The organism is Neobacillus bataviensis LMG 21833 (genome assembly GCF_000307875.1).
Taxonomy (GTDB): Bacteria; Bacillota; Bacilli; order Bacillales; family Cytobacillaceae; genus Neobacillus; species Neobacillus bataviensis.
This window is the reverse complement of record NZ_AJLS01000115.1, coordinates 158,080-173,587: the sequence shown is the minus strand read 5'-3', so window position 1 is coordinate 173,587 and position 15,508 is coordinate 158,080. Positions and strand designations below refer to the sequence as shown.

16 protein-coding genes are annotated in these 15,508 nt (G+C 45.9%); all 16 read left to right on the top strand.

Annotation, left to right across the window (positions count from 1 at the left end):
• Window positions 1-114: 114 nt before the first annotated feature.
• The 16 genes from atpF (at window position 115) to BABA_RS15450 (ending at window position 15,504) form a co-directional block, all read left to right on the top strand.
• Entirely contained in the window at window positions 115-642 is a 528-nt protein-coding gene (atpF, locus tag BABA_RS15525; RefSeq protein ID WP_040346590.1) for a F0F1 ATP synthase subunit B, read from the top strand.
• Window positions 639-1,175: a F0F1 ATP synthase subunit delta gene (locus BABA_RS15520; protein WP_007086156.1), complete on the top strand. Its 537-nt coding sequence runs from the start codon at window positions 639-641 to the stop codon at window positions 1,173-1,175. The genes atpF and BABA_RS15520 overlap by 4 nt, the downstream gene beginning before the upstream one ends.
• Before the next feature lie 31 nt (window positions 1,176-1,206).
• Window positions 1,207-2,715 (top strand): F0F1 ATP synthase subunit alpha, encoded by a 1,509-nt coding sequence (gene atpA, locus BABA_RS15515; protein WP_007086155.1) that lies wholly within the window; start codon window positions 1,207-1,209, stop codon window positions 2,713-2,715.
• A 103-nt stretch (window positions 2,716-2,818) separates the two neighbouring features.
• Window positions 2,819-3,676, top strand: a complete 858-nt coding sequence (atpG, locus tag BABA_RS15510; protein WP_007086154.1) for an ATP synthase F1 subunit gamma — start codon at window positions 2,819-2,821, stop codon at window positions 3,674-3,676.
• 29 nt (window positions 3,677-3,705) lie between these two features.
• Window positions 3,706-5,127 carry a F0F1 ATP synthase subunit beta gene (gene atpD / locus BABA_RS15505; RefSeq protein ID WP_007086153.1) on the top strand — a complete coding sequence of 474 codons (1,422 nt, stop codon included), beginning with the start codon at window positions 3,706-3,708 and terminating at the stop codon, window positions 5,125-5,127.
• A gap of 21 nt (window positions 5,128-5,148) precedes the next feature.
• The gene (locus BABA_RS15500) at window positions 5,149-5,556 is read left to right on the top strand and encodes a F0F1 ATP synthase subunit epsilon (protein WP_007086152.1); all 408 of its coding nucleotides are present in this window, start codon (window positions 5,149-5,151) and stop codon (window positions 5,554-5,556) included.
• 782 nt (window positions 5,557-6,338) lie between these two features.
• Window positions 6,339-6,713 carry an NADH-quinone oxidoreductase subunit A gene (locus BABA_RS15495; protein WP_007086151.1) on the top strand — a complete coding sequence of 125 codons (375 nt, stop codon included), beginning with the start codon at window positions 6,339-6,341 and terminating at the stop codon, window positions 6,711-6,713.
• A complete protein-coding gene (locus BABA_RS15490; RefSeq protein WP_007086150.1) occupies window positions 6,704-7,216 on the top strand; it encodes a NuoB/complex I 20 kDa subunit family protein in 513 nt (170 codons plus the stop codon). The genes BABA_RS15495 and BABA_RS15490 overlap by 10 nt, the downstream gene beginning before the upstream one ends.
• A 3-nt stretch (window positions 7,217-7,219) precedes the next feature.
• Window positions 7,220-8,593, top strand: a complete 1,374-nt coding sequence (locus BABA_RS15485; RefSeq protein WP_007086149.1) for an NADH-quinone oxidoreductase subunit C — start codon at window positions 7,220-7,222, stop codon at window positions 8,591-8,593.
• Between the two features lie 3 nt (window positions 8,594-8,596).
• Window positions 8,597-9,697 (top strand): NADH-quinone oxidoreductase subunit D, encoded by a 1,101-nt coding sequence (locus BABA_RS15480; RefSeq protein WP_007086148.1) that lies wholly within the window; start codon window positions 8,597-8,599, stop codon window positions 9,695-9,697.
• On the top strand, window positions 9,697-10,701 hold the full coding sequence (nuoH, locus tag BABA_RS15475; RefSeq protein WP_007086147.1) for an NADH-quinone oxidoreductase subunit NuoH: 1,005 nt from the start codon (window positions 9,697-9,699) through the stop codon (window positions 10,699-10,701). The genes BABA_RS15480 and nuoH overlap by 1 nt, the downstream gene beginning before the upstream one ends.
• Window positions 10,702-10,800: 99 nt before the next feature.
• Window positions 10,801-11,220, top strand: a complete 420-nt coding sequence (gene nuoI, locus BABA_RS15470; RefSeq protein WP_007086146.1) for an NADH-quinone oxidoreductase subunit NuoI — start codon at window positions 10,801-10,803, stop codon at window positions 11,218-11,220.
• Window positions 11,217-11,735: an NADH-quinone oxidoreductase subunit J gene (locus BABA_RS15465; protein ID WP_007086145.1), complete on the top strand. Its 519-nt coding sequence runs from the start codon at window positions 11,217-11,219 to the stop codon at window positions 11,733-11,735. The genes nuoI and BABA_RS15465 overlap by 4 nt, the downstream gene beginning before the upstream one ends.
• Entirely contained in the window at window positions 11,732-12,046 is a 315-nt protein-coding gene (nuoK, locus tag BABA_RS15460) for an NADH-quinone oxidoreductase subunit NuoK (RefSeq protein ID WP_007086144.1), read from the top strand. The genes BABA_RS15465 and nuoK overlap by 4 nt, the downstream gene beginning before the upstream one ends.
• Before the next feature lie 84 nt (window positions 12,047-12,130).
• Window positions 12,131-13,999, top strand: a complete 1,869-nt coding sequence (gene nuoL, locus BABA_RS15455) for an NADH-quinone oxidoreductase subunit L (protein ID WP_007086143.1) — start codon at window positions 12,131-12,133, stop codon at window positions 13,997-13,999.
• Entirely contained in the window at window positions 13,996-15,504 is a 1,509-nt protein-coding gene (locus BABA_RS15450; RefSeq protein ID WP_007086142.1) for an NADH-quinone oxidoreductase subunit M, read from the top strand. The genes nuoL and BABA_RS15450 overlap by 4 nt, the downstream gene beginning before the upstream one ends.
• Window positions 15,505-15,508: the final 4 nt, after the last annotated feature.

The following is a 15,508-nucleotide window of genomic DNA, read 5'->3' as shown; positions in this document are numbered from 1 at the left end:
AAAATGGCGAAGATCATTTCATGAGAACCTTCGCCATTCGTTTATGTCTATTTATATTGTGGCAAGCGTGAAAAGGGTGTCAGGCACCGTTGAATGGAAGGGAGTGAACCTGAGGTGTTAACAAGCAGTCTTGTATTAGGCGCAGCAACGAAACACGAGTTTATTAATACTGGTGATATCATATTCCAATTAATCATGTTTATCATCTTGATGGCATTGTTGAAGAAGTTCGCATGGGGTCCGTTAATGGGCATTATGAAAGAACGTGAAGCACATGTTGCGAATGAAATTACAGCAGCAGAAAATAGCCGCCAAGAAGCGAAAAAACTATTAGAAGAACAACGTACTCTATTAAAAGAGGCTCGTACCGACGCCCAAGGGTTGATTGAATCGGCGAAAAAGCAAGGAGACTTGCAGCGCGAGGAAATCATTACGACGGCACGCAGCGAAGCTGAGCGCATAAAAGAATCGGCTAAGCTTGAAATCGAGCAGCAAAAAGAAAAAGCGGTTACCGCTATTCGCGAGCAAGTTGCCCAACTTTCTGTTTTAATTGCCTCTAAAGTAATTGAGAAGGAATTGAGTGCAGCGGATCAAGAAAAACTCATTAACGACTATATTCAAGAGGCAGGAGAAGGCCGATGAGTAGCTCTATGGTAGCAAAACGCTACGCGATCTCTCTTCTCCAAATTGCGAAAGAACAACAGCTTCTTGAAGTAATAGAAGAAGAACTTCGTGTAGTGAAGGAAGTTGTACAATACAACCCTGAGTTAATGGTCGTTTTAAAATCTTCAAAGCTTTCGATTGAGAAGAAAAAAGAGATGATAACGCAGGCCTTCGGGACAGTCAATGTATATGTACGCAATACACTGTTGATCTTAATTGAACGGCATCGCCAAGACGAAATCGTCGAAGTGGTAAATGAATTTTTAGAGCTGGCAAATGAAGAAATGGGGATTGCTGAAGCGGAAGTCACAAGCACACGTGCCTTAACAGAAGCTGAGCGCGCTGCCATCTCGTCAGTATTTGCGGCGAAAATTGGTAAGAAATCACTTAGAATTGAAAATATCGTTGATTCCAATTTGCTCGGAGGCGTAAAGCTCCGCATTGGAAACCGTATATATGACGGCAGCTTGCGCGGCAAGCTCGATCGTTTAGAACGTAAATTGTTAAGTTAAGCTAAGATAAAGGAAGTTAGGGGTGAAACTCATGAGCATCAAAGCTGAAGAAATCAGTGCCCTGATAAAAAAGCAAATTGAAAACTATCAGGCGGAAATTCAAGTGACTGATGTCGGTACAGTTATCTCCATTGGTGACGGTATCGCTCGTGTTCACGGCCTTGACAATTGTATGGCTGGAGAACTAGTTGAATTTGCAAACGGCGTTATGGGTATGGCACAAAACCTTGAAGCAAATAACGTCGGTATTATCATCCTTGGACCTTACACGGAAATTCGTGAAGGTGATGAGGTTCGCCGTACAGGCCGCATCATGGAGGTTCCTGTTGGTGAAGAACTAATTGGCCGTGTTGTAAACTCATTAGGCCAGCCAGTTGATGGCATGGGTCCTATTAACACAACGAAAACCCGCCCAGTAGAGGCGATTGCTCCAGGTGTTATGGCTCGTAAATCCGTTCATGAACCATTACAAACGGGAATTAAAGCGATTGATGCACTAGTGCCAATCGGCCGTGGACAACGTGAGTTAATCATCGGTGACCGTCAAACAGGTAAAACTTCTGTTGCGATTGACACGATTTTGAACCAAAAAGGTCAAAACATGATCTGTATCTATGTGGCCATTGGACAAAAGGAATCAACAGTGCGTGCTGCGGTTGAATCCCTTCGTAAATTTGGCGCATTAGACTATACGATCGTTGTTACAGCTTCGGCATCACAACCAGCTCCATTGCTATTCTTAGCACCATATGCGGGTGTTTCGATGGCAGAAGAATTTATGTATAACGGCAAACACGTATTAATCGTGTATGATGATTTATCCAAACAAGCGGCTGCATACCGTGAACTTTCCCTATTACTTCGCCGTCCTCCAGGTCGTGAAGCCTATCCAGGGGATGTATTCTACTTGCACAGCCGTTTGCTAGAGCGTGCATGTAAAATTAACGATGCTCTTGGTGCTGGTTCAATTACAGCATTACCATTTATTGAAACACAAGCAGGCGACGTTTCTGCATATATCCCAACAAACGTTATTTCCATCACTGATGGACAAATTTTCTTACAATCCGACCTATTCTTCTCCGGTGTACGTCCGGCGATTAACGCAGGTCTTTCCGTATCACGTGTAGGTGGTTCGGCGCAAATTAAAGCAATGAAAAAAGTTGCTGGTACATTGCGTCTTGACCTTGCATCCTACCGTGAATTAGAGGCATTTTCACAGTTTGGTTCTGACCTTGATAAGGCGACACAGGCAAAACTTGCCCGTGGTGCCCGTACGGTTGAAGTGTTAAAACAAGATCTTCACAAACCGCTAACTGTTGAAAAACAAGTAGTCATTCTTTACGCATTAACACGCGGCTTCCTTGATGATATTCCATTAGAGGATATCCGCCGCTTTGAATCAGAATTCCATAATTGGTTAGACCACAACCGCAAAGAGTTGTTAGACCATATTACAAACACGAAGGATCTTCCTTCTGATGACGATATGGCTTCTGCAATCAACGACTTCAAAAAGACGTTTGCAGTTAGCGAATAATAGGGTCTGACATAGATATGGCTATTGACGCACGCGGCATCGTTCGGCGGTGACGCGTGTGCTTCGTGGCCGAACATTCTTTGAATGAGGGTGGTGAGAACCTATGGCATCATTACGCGAGATAAAAAATCGTATTACTTCAACGAAAAAAACGAGTCAAATCACAAAGGCAATGGAAATGACCTCTGCTGCTAAATGGAACCGTGCCGTAATGAATGCGAAAGCATTTGTCCCTTATATGGAAAAAATCCAGGAGGTAACGGCATCGATTGCAATCGGCTCAGGCGGTGTCATTCATCCTATGCTCGTATCCCGTCCAGTAAAAAAGACCGGTTATATTGTGATAACTTCTGACTCAGGACTTGCGGGTGCGTTCAACAGTAACGTCATTCGTAAAGTGCACCAAAAAATCCAAAGCCGTCATAAATCGAATGATGAGTTCGCAATTATTGCAATTGGACGCATGGCCCGCGACTATTTTACGAAACGCGGCATGAATGTTGTTCTTGAGATGACCGGACTTCCGGCGCAGCCAAACTTTGTGGACATCCAGGATGTTACCCGCAGTACGGTAGGGATGTTTGCCGACGGCACATTCGATGAACTGTATGTCTTTTACAATCATTATCAAAGTGCGATTTCACAGGAAGTTACCGAGAAGAAGCTGCTTCCATTATCGGATTTATCCACTTCTCATAAGCTCATTTCCTATGAATTTGAGCCATCTGCAGAAGAAATTTTGGAAGTTCTCCTGCCACAATATGCGGAGAGCTTAATTTACGGAGCACTGCTCGACAGTAAAGCTAGTGAGCATGCTGCCCGGATGACAGCAATGAGAAACGCAACGGATAACGCAAAAGAATTAATTAATCACTATACATTAGTCTTCAACCGCGCACGTCAGGCTGCAATTACCCAAGAAATTACAGAAATCGTCGGCGGTGCGGCGGCATTAGAATAGTAACAAAGAGTAAGTAAGGAGGGAAAACGATGAACAAAGGACGCGTTCTTCAGATTATGGGTCCGGTTGTTGACGTAAAGTTTGATAACGGTCAACTGCCTGAGATCTATAACGCATTGAAAATCGTAACTAAAGAGCGTTCTGGATCAGAAGTTGAGATCAACTTAACCCTTGAAGTAGCCCTTCATTTAGGTGATGATACAGTTCGTACGATCGCGATGTCTTCCACTGATGGATTAACACGCGGTATTGAAGTAGAAGATACAGGTAAGCCGATTTCAGTACCAGTTGGTGACGTAACACTTGGCCGTGTATTTAACGTATTAGGCGAAGCCATTGACTTGAAAGAAGATGTGCCTGTAAGTGCCCGCCGTGATTCGATTCACCGCGAAGCACCAACATTTGAACAACTATCTACTGAGGTAGAAATTCTTGAAACAGGTATTAAAGTAGTTGACCTTCTTGCACCATATATTAAAGGTGGAAAAATCGGCCTTTTCGGTGGTGCCGGTGTAGGTAAAACTGTTTTAATCCAAGAATTAATCAATAACATCGCCCAAGAGCACAGCGGTATTTCCGTTTTTGCTGGTGTAGGTGAGCGTACCCGTGAAGGGAACGACCTTTACCACGAAATGACAGATTCCGGCGTTATCAAACAAACGGCGATGGTATTCGGACAAATGAACGAGCCGCCAGGTGCACGTATGCGTGTTGCCTTGACAGGTTTGACGATGGCTGAATATTTCCGTGATGAGCAAGGACAAGACGTGTTATTGTTCATTGATAATATCTTCCGTTTCACTCAAGCAGGTTCTGAGGTTTCTGCCTTACTTGGCCGTATGCCTTCAGCGGTAGGTTACCAGCCAACACTTGCTACTGAAATGGGTAAATTAGAAGAGCGGATTACATCTACAAATAAAGGCTCTGTAACATCGATCCAAGCAATTTACGTACCAGCCGATGACTATACGGATCCGGCTCCGGCTACAACTTTCGCTCACTTAGATGCAACAACAAACCTTGAGCGTAAGCTTTCTGAGATGGGTATTTACCCAGCGGTGGATCCACTTGCTTCGACTTCTCGTGCATTGTCACCTGAAATCGTTGGCGAAGAGCACTATGAGATTGCACGTCAAGTACAATCAACATTACAAAAATACCGTGAGTTACAGGATATCATTGCGATACTAGGTATGGATGAACTTGGTGATGATGATAAGTTAGTCGTGCTTCGTGCCCGCCGGATTCAAAATTTCCTTTCACAGAACTTCCACGTGGCTGAACAGTTCACTAGTCAGCCAGGATCATACGTACCTGTTAAAGAAACGGTTAAAGGCTTCAAAGAAATCCTTGAAGGTAAATATGATCACCTTCCAGAAGATGCGTTCCGCCTTGTTGGACGTATTGAAGATGTTGTCGAGGCCGCAAAACGCATGGGCGTAGAAGCCTAAGGGCGCCGGGGAGGGTAAAAAATGAAGACGATTAAAGTCAGTGTTGTTACTCCCGATGGCCCGGTGTATGAATCAGATGTGGAAATGGTGAGTACGAAGGCTCAGAGTGGTGAGCTGGGAATTTTACCTGGACACATTCCGATGGTAGCGCCGCTTGAAATTGGTGCTGTCCGCCTGAAGAAGGATGGTAAGACAGAGTTTATCGCGGTCAGCGGCGGCTTTTTAGAGGTTCGTCCCGATCAAGTGACAATTCTTGCCCAAGCAGCTGAAACATCCGAGCATATTGATGTGGAACGTGCCCAAAGAGCGAAGGAACGTGCAGAGCAGCGTTTGAAAGAGCAGAAGCTTGAGCATATCGATTTCAGACGTGCTGAGCTAGCGATGCGCCGCGCCATCAATCGCCTTAACGTATCGGAACATAGAATTTAATACGAAAAGCGTAAGGCGCCAGTTTATCGGCGCTTGGAGCTGGACAATTCTAATAAAAATAAGACCCCTCGTGGCAGTACAATTTTGTGCTGGCTCGAGGGGTCTTTGTGTTCGTTTTGGGGGTGGCTTTTGGGTGGTAGAAAAGGACTAGTTTTGGCGTAAAGGGCATGATATGGACAATTATGCATATGATGGTAGGGGAAACAGTGGATACGCATTGCGTTTAGGTACTTTATTTTTCCAAAAAGCTGTTTGAATTAATGACAAACCTCACTGACATGGTTCGTAATTTGTTATTAAATAGGTGTTGTTGTCGAATTTAGTGAGCATATGGGGATCTTGCGAACCCTGTTTCATGCACGTCATCTTCCGCTGAGGCTGCAGATCACGTGCCCAAGTTCGCACCTCTTTAGAATAGTATCGAACGGTTCGCTCTTGCGTCATCTCTGAGGCAATTACAGGAGGTAATTCTTCGAGATCACGCAAACGCTCAGGGGGTGGGGACCCCTTGTCGACTCACTAGTTTGGGTGTAAATTGGAATTCTACCGCCGGATGCTAGCGCATCCTACGCCTCCGCTGACGCTTCGGCTTGCAAAAATTCCCCATTTTAAGCCTCTTTTGAGAGCGAGCTCTCAAGAGTCTTAAAATGGGGAATTTCCGCGGCGGATAGAATCCCAATTTTAAGTAAATGGCTTGTCGACAGGGGTTTGTAACAATGCTATAATGAATTCGGTTACAATATTCATAAGTATGAAAATTTACAACATTGGAGGGGATAGACATGGAACTTCTAAATGTATATCAGAATAATTACCTGATAGTTTTTGTGTTTCTATGTCTCGGGGTGCTGCTGCCTGTGGTGGCATTATATTTGGGGAAACTTCTGCGTCCGTTTAAACCTAGCGAAGCGAAGTATACCACATATGAGAGCGGTATTGAGCCTTTTCACGATTCCCGTGTACAGTTCAATGTCCGCTATTATATTTTTGCCCTGATGTTTGTTATTTTTGATGTAGAAACGGTGTTTTTATATCCATGGGCTGTTGCTTACGATAAACTAGGCATTTTTGCACTCGTCGAAATGTTGATTTTCGTAGTGATGCTATTAATCGGCTTAGTGTATGCTTGGAAAAAGAAGGTGCTACGATGGACTTAAAACTAGAAGACTTATCGCCTCAGGAAATCAGAGAGTTAGAAAGAAATGTATTTTTCGCGACGCTAGAGCAAATTAAGGGTTGGGCACGGAGTAATTCCTTGTGGCCAATGACATTTGGTCTGGCTTGTTGTGCGATTGAAATGATGGGTACAGGTGGCGCAAACTATGACCTTGACCGCTCTGGGACGATTTTTCGAACATCTCCAAGACAATCGGATTGTATGATTGTTTCGGGAACGGTGACGAAGAAAATGGCTCCGATTTTGCGACGTTTATATGATCAAATGCCAGAGCCAAAATGGGTAATTGCGATGGGATCTTGTGCAACAGCCGGCGGCCCATATGTCAAATCGTATTCCGTTGTGAAGGGTGTCGATCAAATCGTGCCTGTGGATGTATATATTCCTGGATGCCCGCCAAACCCGGCCGCATTAATTTATGGGATTAATAAATTAAAAGGGAAAATTCGTTATGAAGCGAAGACTGGGAAGAAGGTGATTTAACAAATGAGCGGGGAAAAAGATCTCGATCAATTAAAGAGAGAAGCCGCTGAAAAGGCTAAAGCTGCGGCATTAGCAAAGCGTAAGGCGAAGGAATCTGGCGCCCAGGAGCAGAAAGCGGAAGCACCGAAGCCGGCTGCAGAACCGGAAAAAGTTGAAACACCGGCCGCAAATGCACCAGATGATGCTGATTTAGCCAAGAAGAAAGCAGCAGCGGCAGCAAAAGCGAAGGCAGCTGCACTGGCGAAGAAGAAACGGGAAGGCATTGCGGACGAAGCTGCACCAGAGGCAGAATCAATGCAAACGGCACCACCAGTAGTGGAAACACCGGCGGCAGACGATGCGGATGACCTAGCGAAGAAAAAAGCAGCAGCGGTCGCAAAGGCAAAAGCAGCGGCGGCAGCGAAGCGAAAGGCGATGGAACTGGCTGGAGGTAATGCTGCGGCAAGCGAAGATGCCCCGGCAGCAGAACCGGAAACGCCAGCAGTAAACGATGCGGATGACCTGGCGAAGAAAAAGGCAGCAGCGGTCGCAAAGGCGAAAGCAGCGGCAGCAGCCAAAAAGAAAGCAATGGAGTTAGCAGGCAGCGACGCCCCGGCATCAGCGGCCGAAGAAGACAGCGCCGCAACAGGTGACGATGCGAAGGCAAAAGCGGCAGCAGCAGCGAAGGCCAAGGCAGTAGCGGTAGCAAAGGCCAAAGCGGCGGCAGCGGCAAAAGCAAAAGCAGCCGGAGCAGGAGCTGGTTCGGACGCTTCAGCAGCTGGCGGCGATGATGAGAAAGCGAAAGCCATCGCAGCAGCAAAGGCGAAAGCGAAAGCAGCAGCGGCGGCGAAAGCCAAGGCGGCAGCTGGCGGAAAAGCAGGCGATACAGCAGCATCCGAAGCGGAAGCGGCAGCACCATCAGCAAATCAGCCATTCTTAGATAAGTATGTGAAAGTGATTGCCGAAAACTTAGGTTCTGATGTTTTAGAAGATTCTTATATTAATAAACTATCCAAAGATGTTCCGACACTTGTGGCAAAGCGTGATACATATTTTAAAGTGGCTCAATTTTTAAAATATAATGAGTTGCTTGGGTTTGATTATCTATCTGAGCTGCATGGATCGGATTTTGAGACACATATGGAAGTCTATGTTCACTTATACTCATACAAAAATCGCCAATCGGTGGCGTTAAAAGTGAAGATTGACCGCGATGAACCAACAATCGAGTCCTTGCAGCCAATTTGGGCCGGAGCAAACTGGCCTGAATGTGAAGCATTTGATTTACTTGGAATTAAGTTTATTGGACATCCGAATTTACATCGGATCCTGCTTGGGGAAGATTGGGTTGGCCATCCACTGCGTAAAGATTATGAACAGTATGATGTGGAGGTGTAACCAATGATCAGAACAGAAGAAATGTTACTAAACGTCGGTCCACAGCATCCTAGTACGCACGGAGTATTCCGGCTTGTCATTAAAATCGATGGGGAAATCATCACGGAAGCAACGCCTGTCATCGGTTATTTACACCGCGGAACGGAAAAGTTAGCGGAAAACCTGCAGTATACGCAGATTATTCCTTATACAGACCGGATGGACTATCTGTCAGCGATGACCAATAACTATATACTTTGTCATGCTGTTGAAACGATGATGGGGACTCAAGTGCCGGAACGTGCGGAATATCTGCGCGTGATTGCCATGGAGCTCGGACGTGTCGCCAGTCACCTTGTTGCTTGGGGCACGTACATCCTTGACCTTGGTGCGACAAGCCCATTCATCTATGCCTTCCGTGACCGCGAAATGATTATCAATATGCTGAATGAGTTATCGGGTGCACGGTTGACGTTTAACTATATGCGTGTGGGCGGCGTGAAGTGGGATGCACCTGAAGGCTGGATTGACAGGCTGAGAGATTTTATCCCTTATATGCGCGAGCAGCTTGCAGGCTATCACACGCTTGTCAGCGGTAACGAAATCTTTTTAGACAGGGTAAAAGGGATTGGCCGCTACACGAAAGAAGAGGCAATCCAATACTCGCTGAGCGGGCCAAATTTGCGTTGTACCGGGGTAAAATGGGATCTGCGTAAAGATGAGCCGTATTCGATTTACGACCGTTTTGATTTTGATGTTCCGACAGCGGAGGAAGGCGATTGTTTGGCACGTTATAATCTTCGTCTTGCCGAGATTGAACAATCGCTCAGGATTCTTGAGCAGGCGGTAGCGCAATTTCCGTCTGAAGGAGAAATTCTTGCAAAGGTTCCGAAAATCATTAAGGCTCCAAAAGGGGAAGCGTTTGTCCGCATTGAATCACCGCGTGGGGAAATTGGCTGCTATATTGCCAGCGATGGAAAAAAAGAACCGTACCGCTTGAAGTTTAGAAGACCATCATTCTATAATCTGCAAATTCTCCCGAAACTATTAGTAGGCGAAAATATTGCAAATCTGATTGCTATTTTAGGGGCAATTGACATTGTCCTTGGGGAGGTGGACGGCTAATGATGGAAGATTTGCTCCATTCAAGTCCCGGCTGGGCCAATTTTGGGATCTTCTTTTTACTCGGAGTGGTCTTGCTTTTAGTCGTATTAGGCTTCGTTACCTACGGAATTTTAGCAGAACGGAAAGTAATGGGTTACATGCAGCTGCGGCACGGTCCGAACCAACTGGGCGGACGATTTGGGTTGCTGCAAACTGTCGCTGACGTTTTGAAGCTGTTACTAAAAGAGGATATTATTCCGAAGGCAGCTGACAAGCCATTATTTATTCTGGCACCGGTCATTGCGTTTGCGCCATCGTTTTTGGTACTGGCAACATTGCCGTTTACCGATAAGTTTCAGTTTGCCGATATTGGTGTCGGCTTGCTGTACTATATTGCCGTTTCCGGTTTAACCGTCTTTGGGATGGTTTTGGGCGGCTGGGCGTCGAATAACAAGTATGCACTCTTAGGGGGCATGCGGGCCGCGGCACAGATGATTTCGTATGAAATTCCGCTGGTCATGGCTGTCCTTGGGGTTATTTTACTCTCAGGAAGCTTAAATTTAAATGATATTGTGATGCAGCAAAAGCATGGCTGGTTTATTCTCTTGCAGCCGATTGGCTTTATCGTCTTTTTTATCGCATCGATTGCCGAATTAAACCGGACGCCATTTGACTTACCAGAATCGGAAAACGAACTGGTAGCCGGATACTTCGTAGAGTATGCTGGATTCCGCTGGGCGTTCTTCATGCTTTCAGAGTATGTGTATGTCTTCGGGATGTCGACTCTGATTACGGTGGTATTCCTTGGGGGCTGGCTGCCGCCATTTGCGTTCCTTGGCTTTATCCCAGGCGCAGTCTGGTTTGCCCTTAAATTTTGTACGGTTGTCTTCGTTTATTTCTGGATTCGCAGCACACTGCCGCGTTTCCGTGCCGACAGACTCATGGAATTTGGTTGGAAAGTATTATTGCCGGTCGCCCTGGCAAACATCTTCCTAACCGCATTGCTAAAATCCTTATTTTTCTAATTGGTGCCTGACACCAATAACTGCATTTACACTGTGAAAGTGGTAGGAATGGTGCCTGACACCAATAACAATCTTTAGACTGTAAAAGGGGTGAAAAACGTGCTTGGAGTATTTAAAGGCTTGAAATATACCCTTAAACAATTATCACGCGAGAAGGTTACGTATGATTATCCAAACGAGCCGCTTCCGCTGCCAGACCGCTTCCGCGGGATTCAAAAGTTTTATCCGGAGAAGTGTATTGTATGTAATCAGTGTGCGCAGATTTGCCCGACAGATTGTATTCAATTAACGGGTAAGAAGCATCCGGATCCAACGAAAAAGGGAAAAATTATCGACACATACGATATCAACTTCGAAATTTGCATCCTTTGTGACCTATGTACGGAGGTTTGCCCAACAGAAGCCATTATCATGACCAATAACTTTGAGCTCGCTGAATATAGCCGGGACATGTTATTTAAAAATCTGGAATGGCTGGATGAAAACGACGAAAACATACGGCAGGTGAATAAAGCATGACAATTTCAGGCGAATTCCTCGCTTTTATGGGACTCGCACTTGTTGCGATTATCGGCGGCGTGCTTCTATTGAACCTAAACAAAGTCGTTCATATGGTCGTTGCCCTCATCTTCACTTTCGTCGCCATCGCCGGCATCTATGTACTGCTTTCCGCAGAATTCGTGGCAGCCGTGCAAATCTTGATTTATTCAGGTGCGATCACAATTATCATGCTATTTGGCATCATGTTAACGAAGCATGATGACGAGAGTGAACCCAAAACGGGTAAATGGAGAAAGCTTCTTTTGTTTTTAGGAATTGTCGGCTTTGCCTTTGCCGTCTACATTGGGATTTATAATTTCAATATCGACCAAGTTCCGACGACACTGCACGAAAACAATACGATGCAAATTGGGGAAGCACTTTACTCTAAATATATTATTCCGTTTGAGTTAACATCTGTATTACTATTAGCGGCCTTAGTTGGTTCGATTATTTTGGCAAAAACAGAGAAGAAGGAGGCGGATAAGGAATGAGTTCAGTTCCCGCTTCAGCCTTCCTGGCGCTTGCACTGATATTATTCTGCATCGGATTATACGGTGCGTTAACGAAGAAAAATACCGTAATCGTGTTGATTTCGATTGAATTGATGCTGAATGCCGTCAATATTAACCTGGTTACCTTCAGCAAATATGGATTAAACCCATCCATTACAGGTCAAATCTTCGCCCTGTTTGCCATCTGTGTGGCTGCAGCCGAAGCCGCTGTCGGACTAGCGATTCTAATTTCGCTTTACCGCAGCAAGAAAACCGTCAACATCGACGAAATGGACACAATGAAAAACTAGACAGACAACTTTGGGTGCCTGACACCATTTCTCCTACACGAGAGTGGTAAAGGGTGTCAGGCACCATTAAAGGGGATAGTGATAATGATGGAAAATGCATGGCTCATACCGCTTTTCCCGCTATTATCGTTTTTGATCCTTCTTCTATTCGGTAAGCGATTGAAGGAGGCGAGCGCATATGTGGGGATTCTCTTCGCATTGGCCTCGCTTATCTATTCGATTTTGGTGTTATTTGAGCGCTTTTCAGAGCCAACCTACATTACAAAGTTCGACTGGCTCACGATAGGAGATCTGCATCTAACAGCGGGCTTTGAAGTGAATCAATTAAATGCATTGATGCTGTTTATCGTATCGCTCGTAAGTTTCTTAGTACATACCTACTCCAAAGGGTACATGCATGGAGATGAGCGGTTCCCAGTATTCTATGCCTATTTAGGATTATTTACGTTTGCCATGCTCGGTCTGGTAATTTCGCCAAACCTGCTGCAAACTTATATTTTCTGGGAGCTTGTTGGTGTTGGTTCCTTCCTATTAATCGGTTTTTATTATTACAAAGAAGAAGCAAAGGCCGCTGCCAAAAAGGCATTCATCATGACCCGTATCGGGGACGTTGGACTGTTCATCGGCATGATCCTGCTCTTCTGGCAAACCAAATCATTTGAATACAGTGAGATTTTCGCGGCTGTTGACGCCGGTGCTGTATCGCAAACGATGATTACCTTAACAGCGATCTTAATTTTTATAGGAGCAGTCGGGAAATCAGGTCAGTTCCCGCTTCACACATGGCTTCCGGATGCGATGGAAGGTCCAACACCTGTTTCGGCCTTAATCCACGCCGCAACGATGGTTGCTGCCGGGGTCTATTTAGTCGCTGCCCTATTTCCGTTGTTCGCGGCTAGCAAAACGGCGCTGCTCACCATTGCCGTTATTGGGGCGATTACCGCCATTTTTGCGGCAAGCATCGGTCTTGTGCAAACCGATATAAAAAGAGTACTCGCTTACTCGACCGTCTCACAGCTCGGCTACATGATGCTTGCACTCGGTTCCGCCGGGTACGTGGCTGGTGTGTTCCATTTGATGACACACGCATTCTTCAAGGCGCTTCTGTTCCTTGCGGCTGGTTCCGTGATCCATGCGGTTCATACGCAGAATATCGAGGAAATGGGCGGTCTTTGGAAAAAATTAAAGCTGACCGGGCCGTTATTCTTAATCGGAACACTCGCCATCAGCGGTGTGCCGGGGCTATCCGGATTCTTCAGTAAAGATGAAATTTTAGTTGCGGCCTGGGAAGGCGGACATCCGGTTCTTTTCTTGCTTGCACTAATCGCAGCATTCATGACCGCATTTTATATGTTCCGCTTGTTCTTCATGGTCTTCACCGGTGAAGCACGCGGCAATCAAAAGAATGTACACGAATCGCCAAGCAATATGACATACCCGATGATTCTGCTCGGCGTCCTAGCCATCATCGCCGGTTATGTGAACACACCATGGTTCGGCTCGTTCCTTGGCGACTGGCTCGTCGACGGCAACCCTGCCCTTGGCCACGGTCACGTGGAAGGTCCTGTTTGGATCATGATCGCGGCAACCGTTGTTTCCTTAGCGGGAATCTACCTTGCCTACTTGATGTACAACAAACGCAGCATCGCCCGCAACTGGTTGAGCGGTACGGGTGACACCTTGCACACGATTTTACTGAACAAATACTATGTGGATGAGTTTTATCAAATGACCATCATCGCTGCGACAAGAGCATTCAGCTATTTCCTACGATTTATCGATGTCTTCATCGTCGAGGGACTTGTCAAAGGCGTGGTTGGAATTGTCCAGGGACTTGGGGCGACCGGTTCGAAAATGCAATCCGGCCAGGTTCAAACCTATGGCGCAGTCGCCTTCATCGGACTGGCACTGCTCGCCGTCATCTTTGCGTTAACAGGGGGGTACTTACGATGAATTTGCATTCCGTTCTATCAATCCTAGTATTCTCCCCTTTACTAGGAATCATCGTTTTAGCGTTTTTGCCGAAAATGGCTGAAAAAGCGATTAAGCTTGTTGGCTTTCTTGCGACACTGCCGGCATTATTGCTGGCCTTGGCTGCCTATCTCCATTTTCAATGGGGCAAGGATCTCGCAGACTTTGCGGTTTCAAAATCGTGGATCCAATTCCGCGGCATGAACGTCCAAGAGCCAATTTACTCGGTGTACTATGAGCTAGGCCTCAGCGGCTTTCAGCTTTTGCTTGTAGTCCTTACCGCGATTGTCGCAACACTATCAGCGATCGCCGCTGCTAAATTTGTGAAAAAAGAATGGAAAGGCTATTTTATGCTGTTCCTTCTTTTAGAAATCGGTATGCTCGGTGTCTTTACGGCTGAAAACTTAATCCTGTTCTTCATCTTTTTCGAAATCACGCTCATTCCGACTTTCTTCTTAATCGGAAAATGGGGCTATTTTGAAAAAGAAAAGGCAGCTTACAGCTTCTTAATTTATAACGGTTTAGGTTCCGCTGTGCTCCTGATTGTGATTATGATTCTGTTTGCCAAAACAGGGACAACGAATATTGATTTATTAACCCAAATGATGGCCGACCCAAGCGCGCCGCTTTCCAGCGACTTAAAACTTGGACTTTTAATTGGTCTATTAATTGCTTTTGGTGTGAAATTGCCAATTTTCCCGTTGCACAGCTGGATGCTGAAGGTGCACGTTCAAGCGCCGCCATCCGTTGTTATGATCCACTCTGGGATTCTATTAAAAATAGGGGCTTACGGCTTAATTCGTTTTGGAATGGGAATTTTCCCTGAGCAGTTTGAAACGCTTGCGACCATCATCGCAGTCCTTGGCGTGATTAACCTCCTCTACGGGGCATTCCTAGCGTTCATTCAAACAGATTTTAAAATGGTTTTGGCTTATTCATCGATTTCCCACATGGGAATCGTGCTGATTGGACTTGCAGCGCTAAACGAAGCTGGGATCCAAGGGGCAATTTTTCAAGTGGTATCGCACGGATTGATTTCCGCTTTATTGTTCTTCTTGGTGGGTATCATTTACGAGCGGACCGACACGTCGCTCATGGAAAACCTTGGCGGCATGGCGAAGGGGATGCCGATTGCCGCAGGCTTCTTGCTGGCCGGCGGGATGGCATCACTCGGACTTCCGGGCATGTCCGGATTTGTCAGCGAGTTTATGGCCTTCCTTGGCTTGTTCAAAGAATTGCCGTGGATAGCTGCTGTCGGAACGATCGGGATTATCATGACGGCTGCATATTTATTGAGAGCAGTCCTCGGCATTACCTACGGCAAGTCACACCGCGAATTTACCGGTGTCCTTGACCTAAAAGGGGTCGAGTTCGTGCCAGTCGTGGTTTTAATGGTATTAATCGTGTTAATCGGGGTTTACCCAAGTGTTCTAAGCTCTCCGCTGCAAACTACACTTGAAACGATCATGATAGGGTTAGGAGGGTGATGAA

Bases quoted from the DNA above. Each gene is read 5' to 3' on its own strand.
- BABA_RS15520 (WP_007086156.1), top strand. From the start codon at position 639: ATGAGTAGCTCTATGGTAGCAAAACGCTACGCGATCTCTCTTCTCCAA.
- atpA (WP_007086155.1), top strand. From the start codon at position 1,207: ATGAGCATCAAAGCTGAAGAAATCAGTGCCCTGATAAAAAAGCAAATT.
- atpG (WP_007086154.1), top strand. From the start codon at position 2,819: ATGGCATCATTACGCGAGATAAAAAATCGTATTACTTCAACGAAAAAA.
- atpD (WP_007086153.1), top strand. From the start codon at position 3,706: ATGAACAAAGGACGCGTTCTTCAGATTATGGGTCCGGTTGTTGACGTA.
- BABA_RS15500 (WP_007086152.1), top strand. From the start codon at position 5,149: ATGAAGACGATTAAAGTCAGTGTTGTTACTCCCGATGGCCCGGTGTAT.
- BABA_RS15495 (WP_007086151.1), top strand. From the start codon at position 6,339: ATGGAACTTCTAAATGTATATCAGAATAATTACCTGATAGTTTTTGTG.
- BABA_RS15490 (WP_007086150.1), top strand. From the start codon at position 6,704: ATGGACTTAAAACTAGAAGACTTATCGCCTCAGGAAATCAGAGAGTTA.
- BABA_RS15485 (WP_007086149.1), top strand. From the start codon at position 7,220: ATGAGCGGGGAAAAAGATCTCGATCAATTAAAGAGAGAAGCCGCTGAA.
- BABA_RS15480 (WP_007086148.1), top strand. From the start codon at position 8,597: ATGATCAGAACAGAAGAAATGTTACTAAACGTCGGTCCACAGCATCCT.
- nuoH (WP_007086147.1), top strand. From the start codon at position 9,697: ATGATGGAAGATTTGCTCCATTCAAGTCCCGGCTGGGCCAATTTTGGG.
- BABA_RS15465 (WP_007086145.1), top strand. From the start codon at position 11,217: ATGACAATTTCAGGCGAATTCCTCGCTTTTATGGGACTCGCACTTGTT.
- nuoK (WP_007086144.1), top strand. From the start codon at position 11,732: ATGAGTTCAGTTCCCGCTTCAGCCTTCCTGGCGCTTGCACTGATATTA.
- nuoL (WP_007086143.1), top strand. From the start codon at position 12,131: ATGATGGAAAATGCATGGCTCATACCGCTTTTCCCGCTATTATCGTTT.
- BABA_RS15450 (WP_007086142.1), top strand. From the start codon at position 13,996: ATGAATTTGCATTCCGTTCTATCAATCCTAGTATTCTCCCCTTTACTA.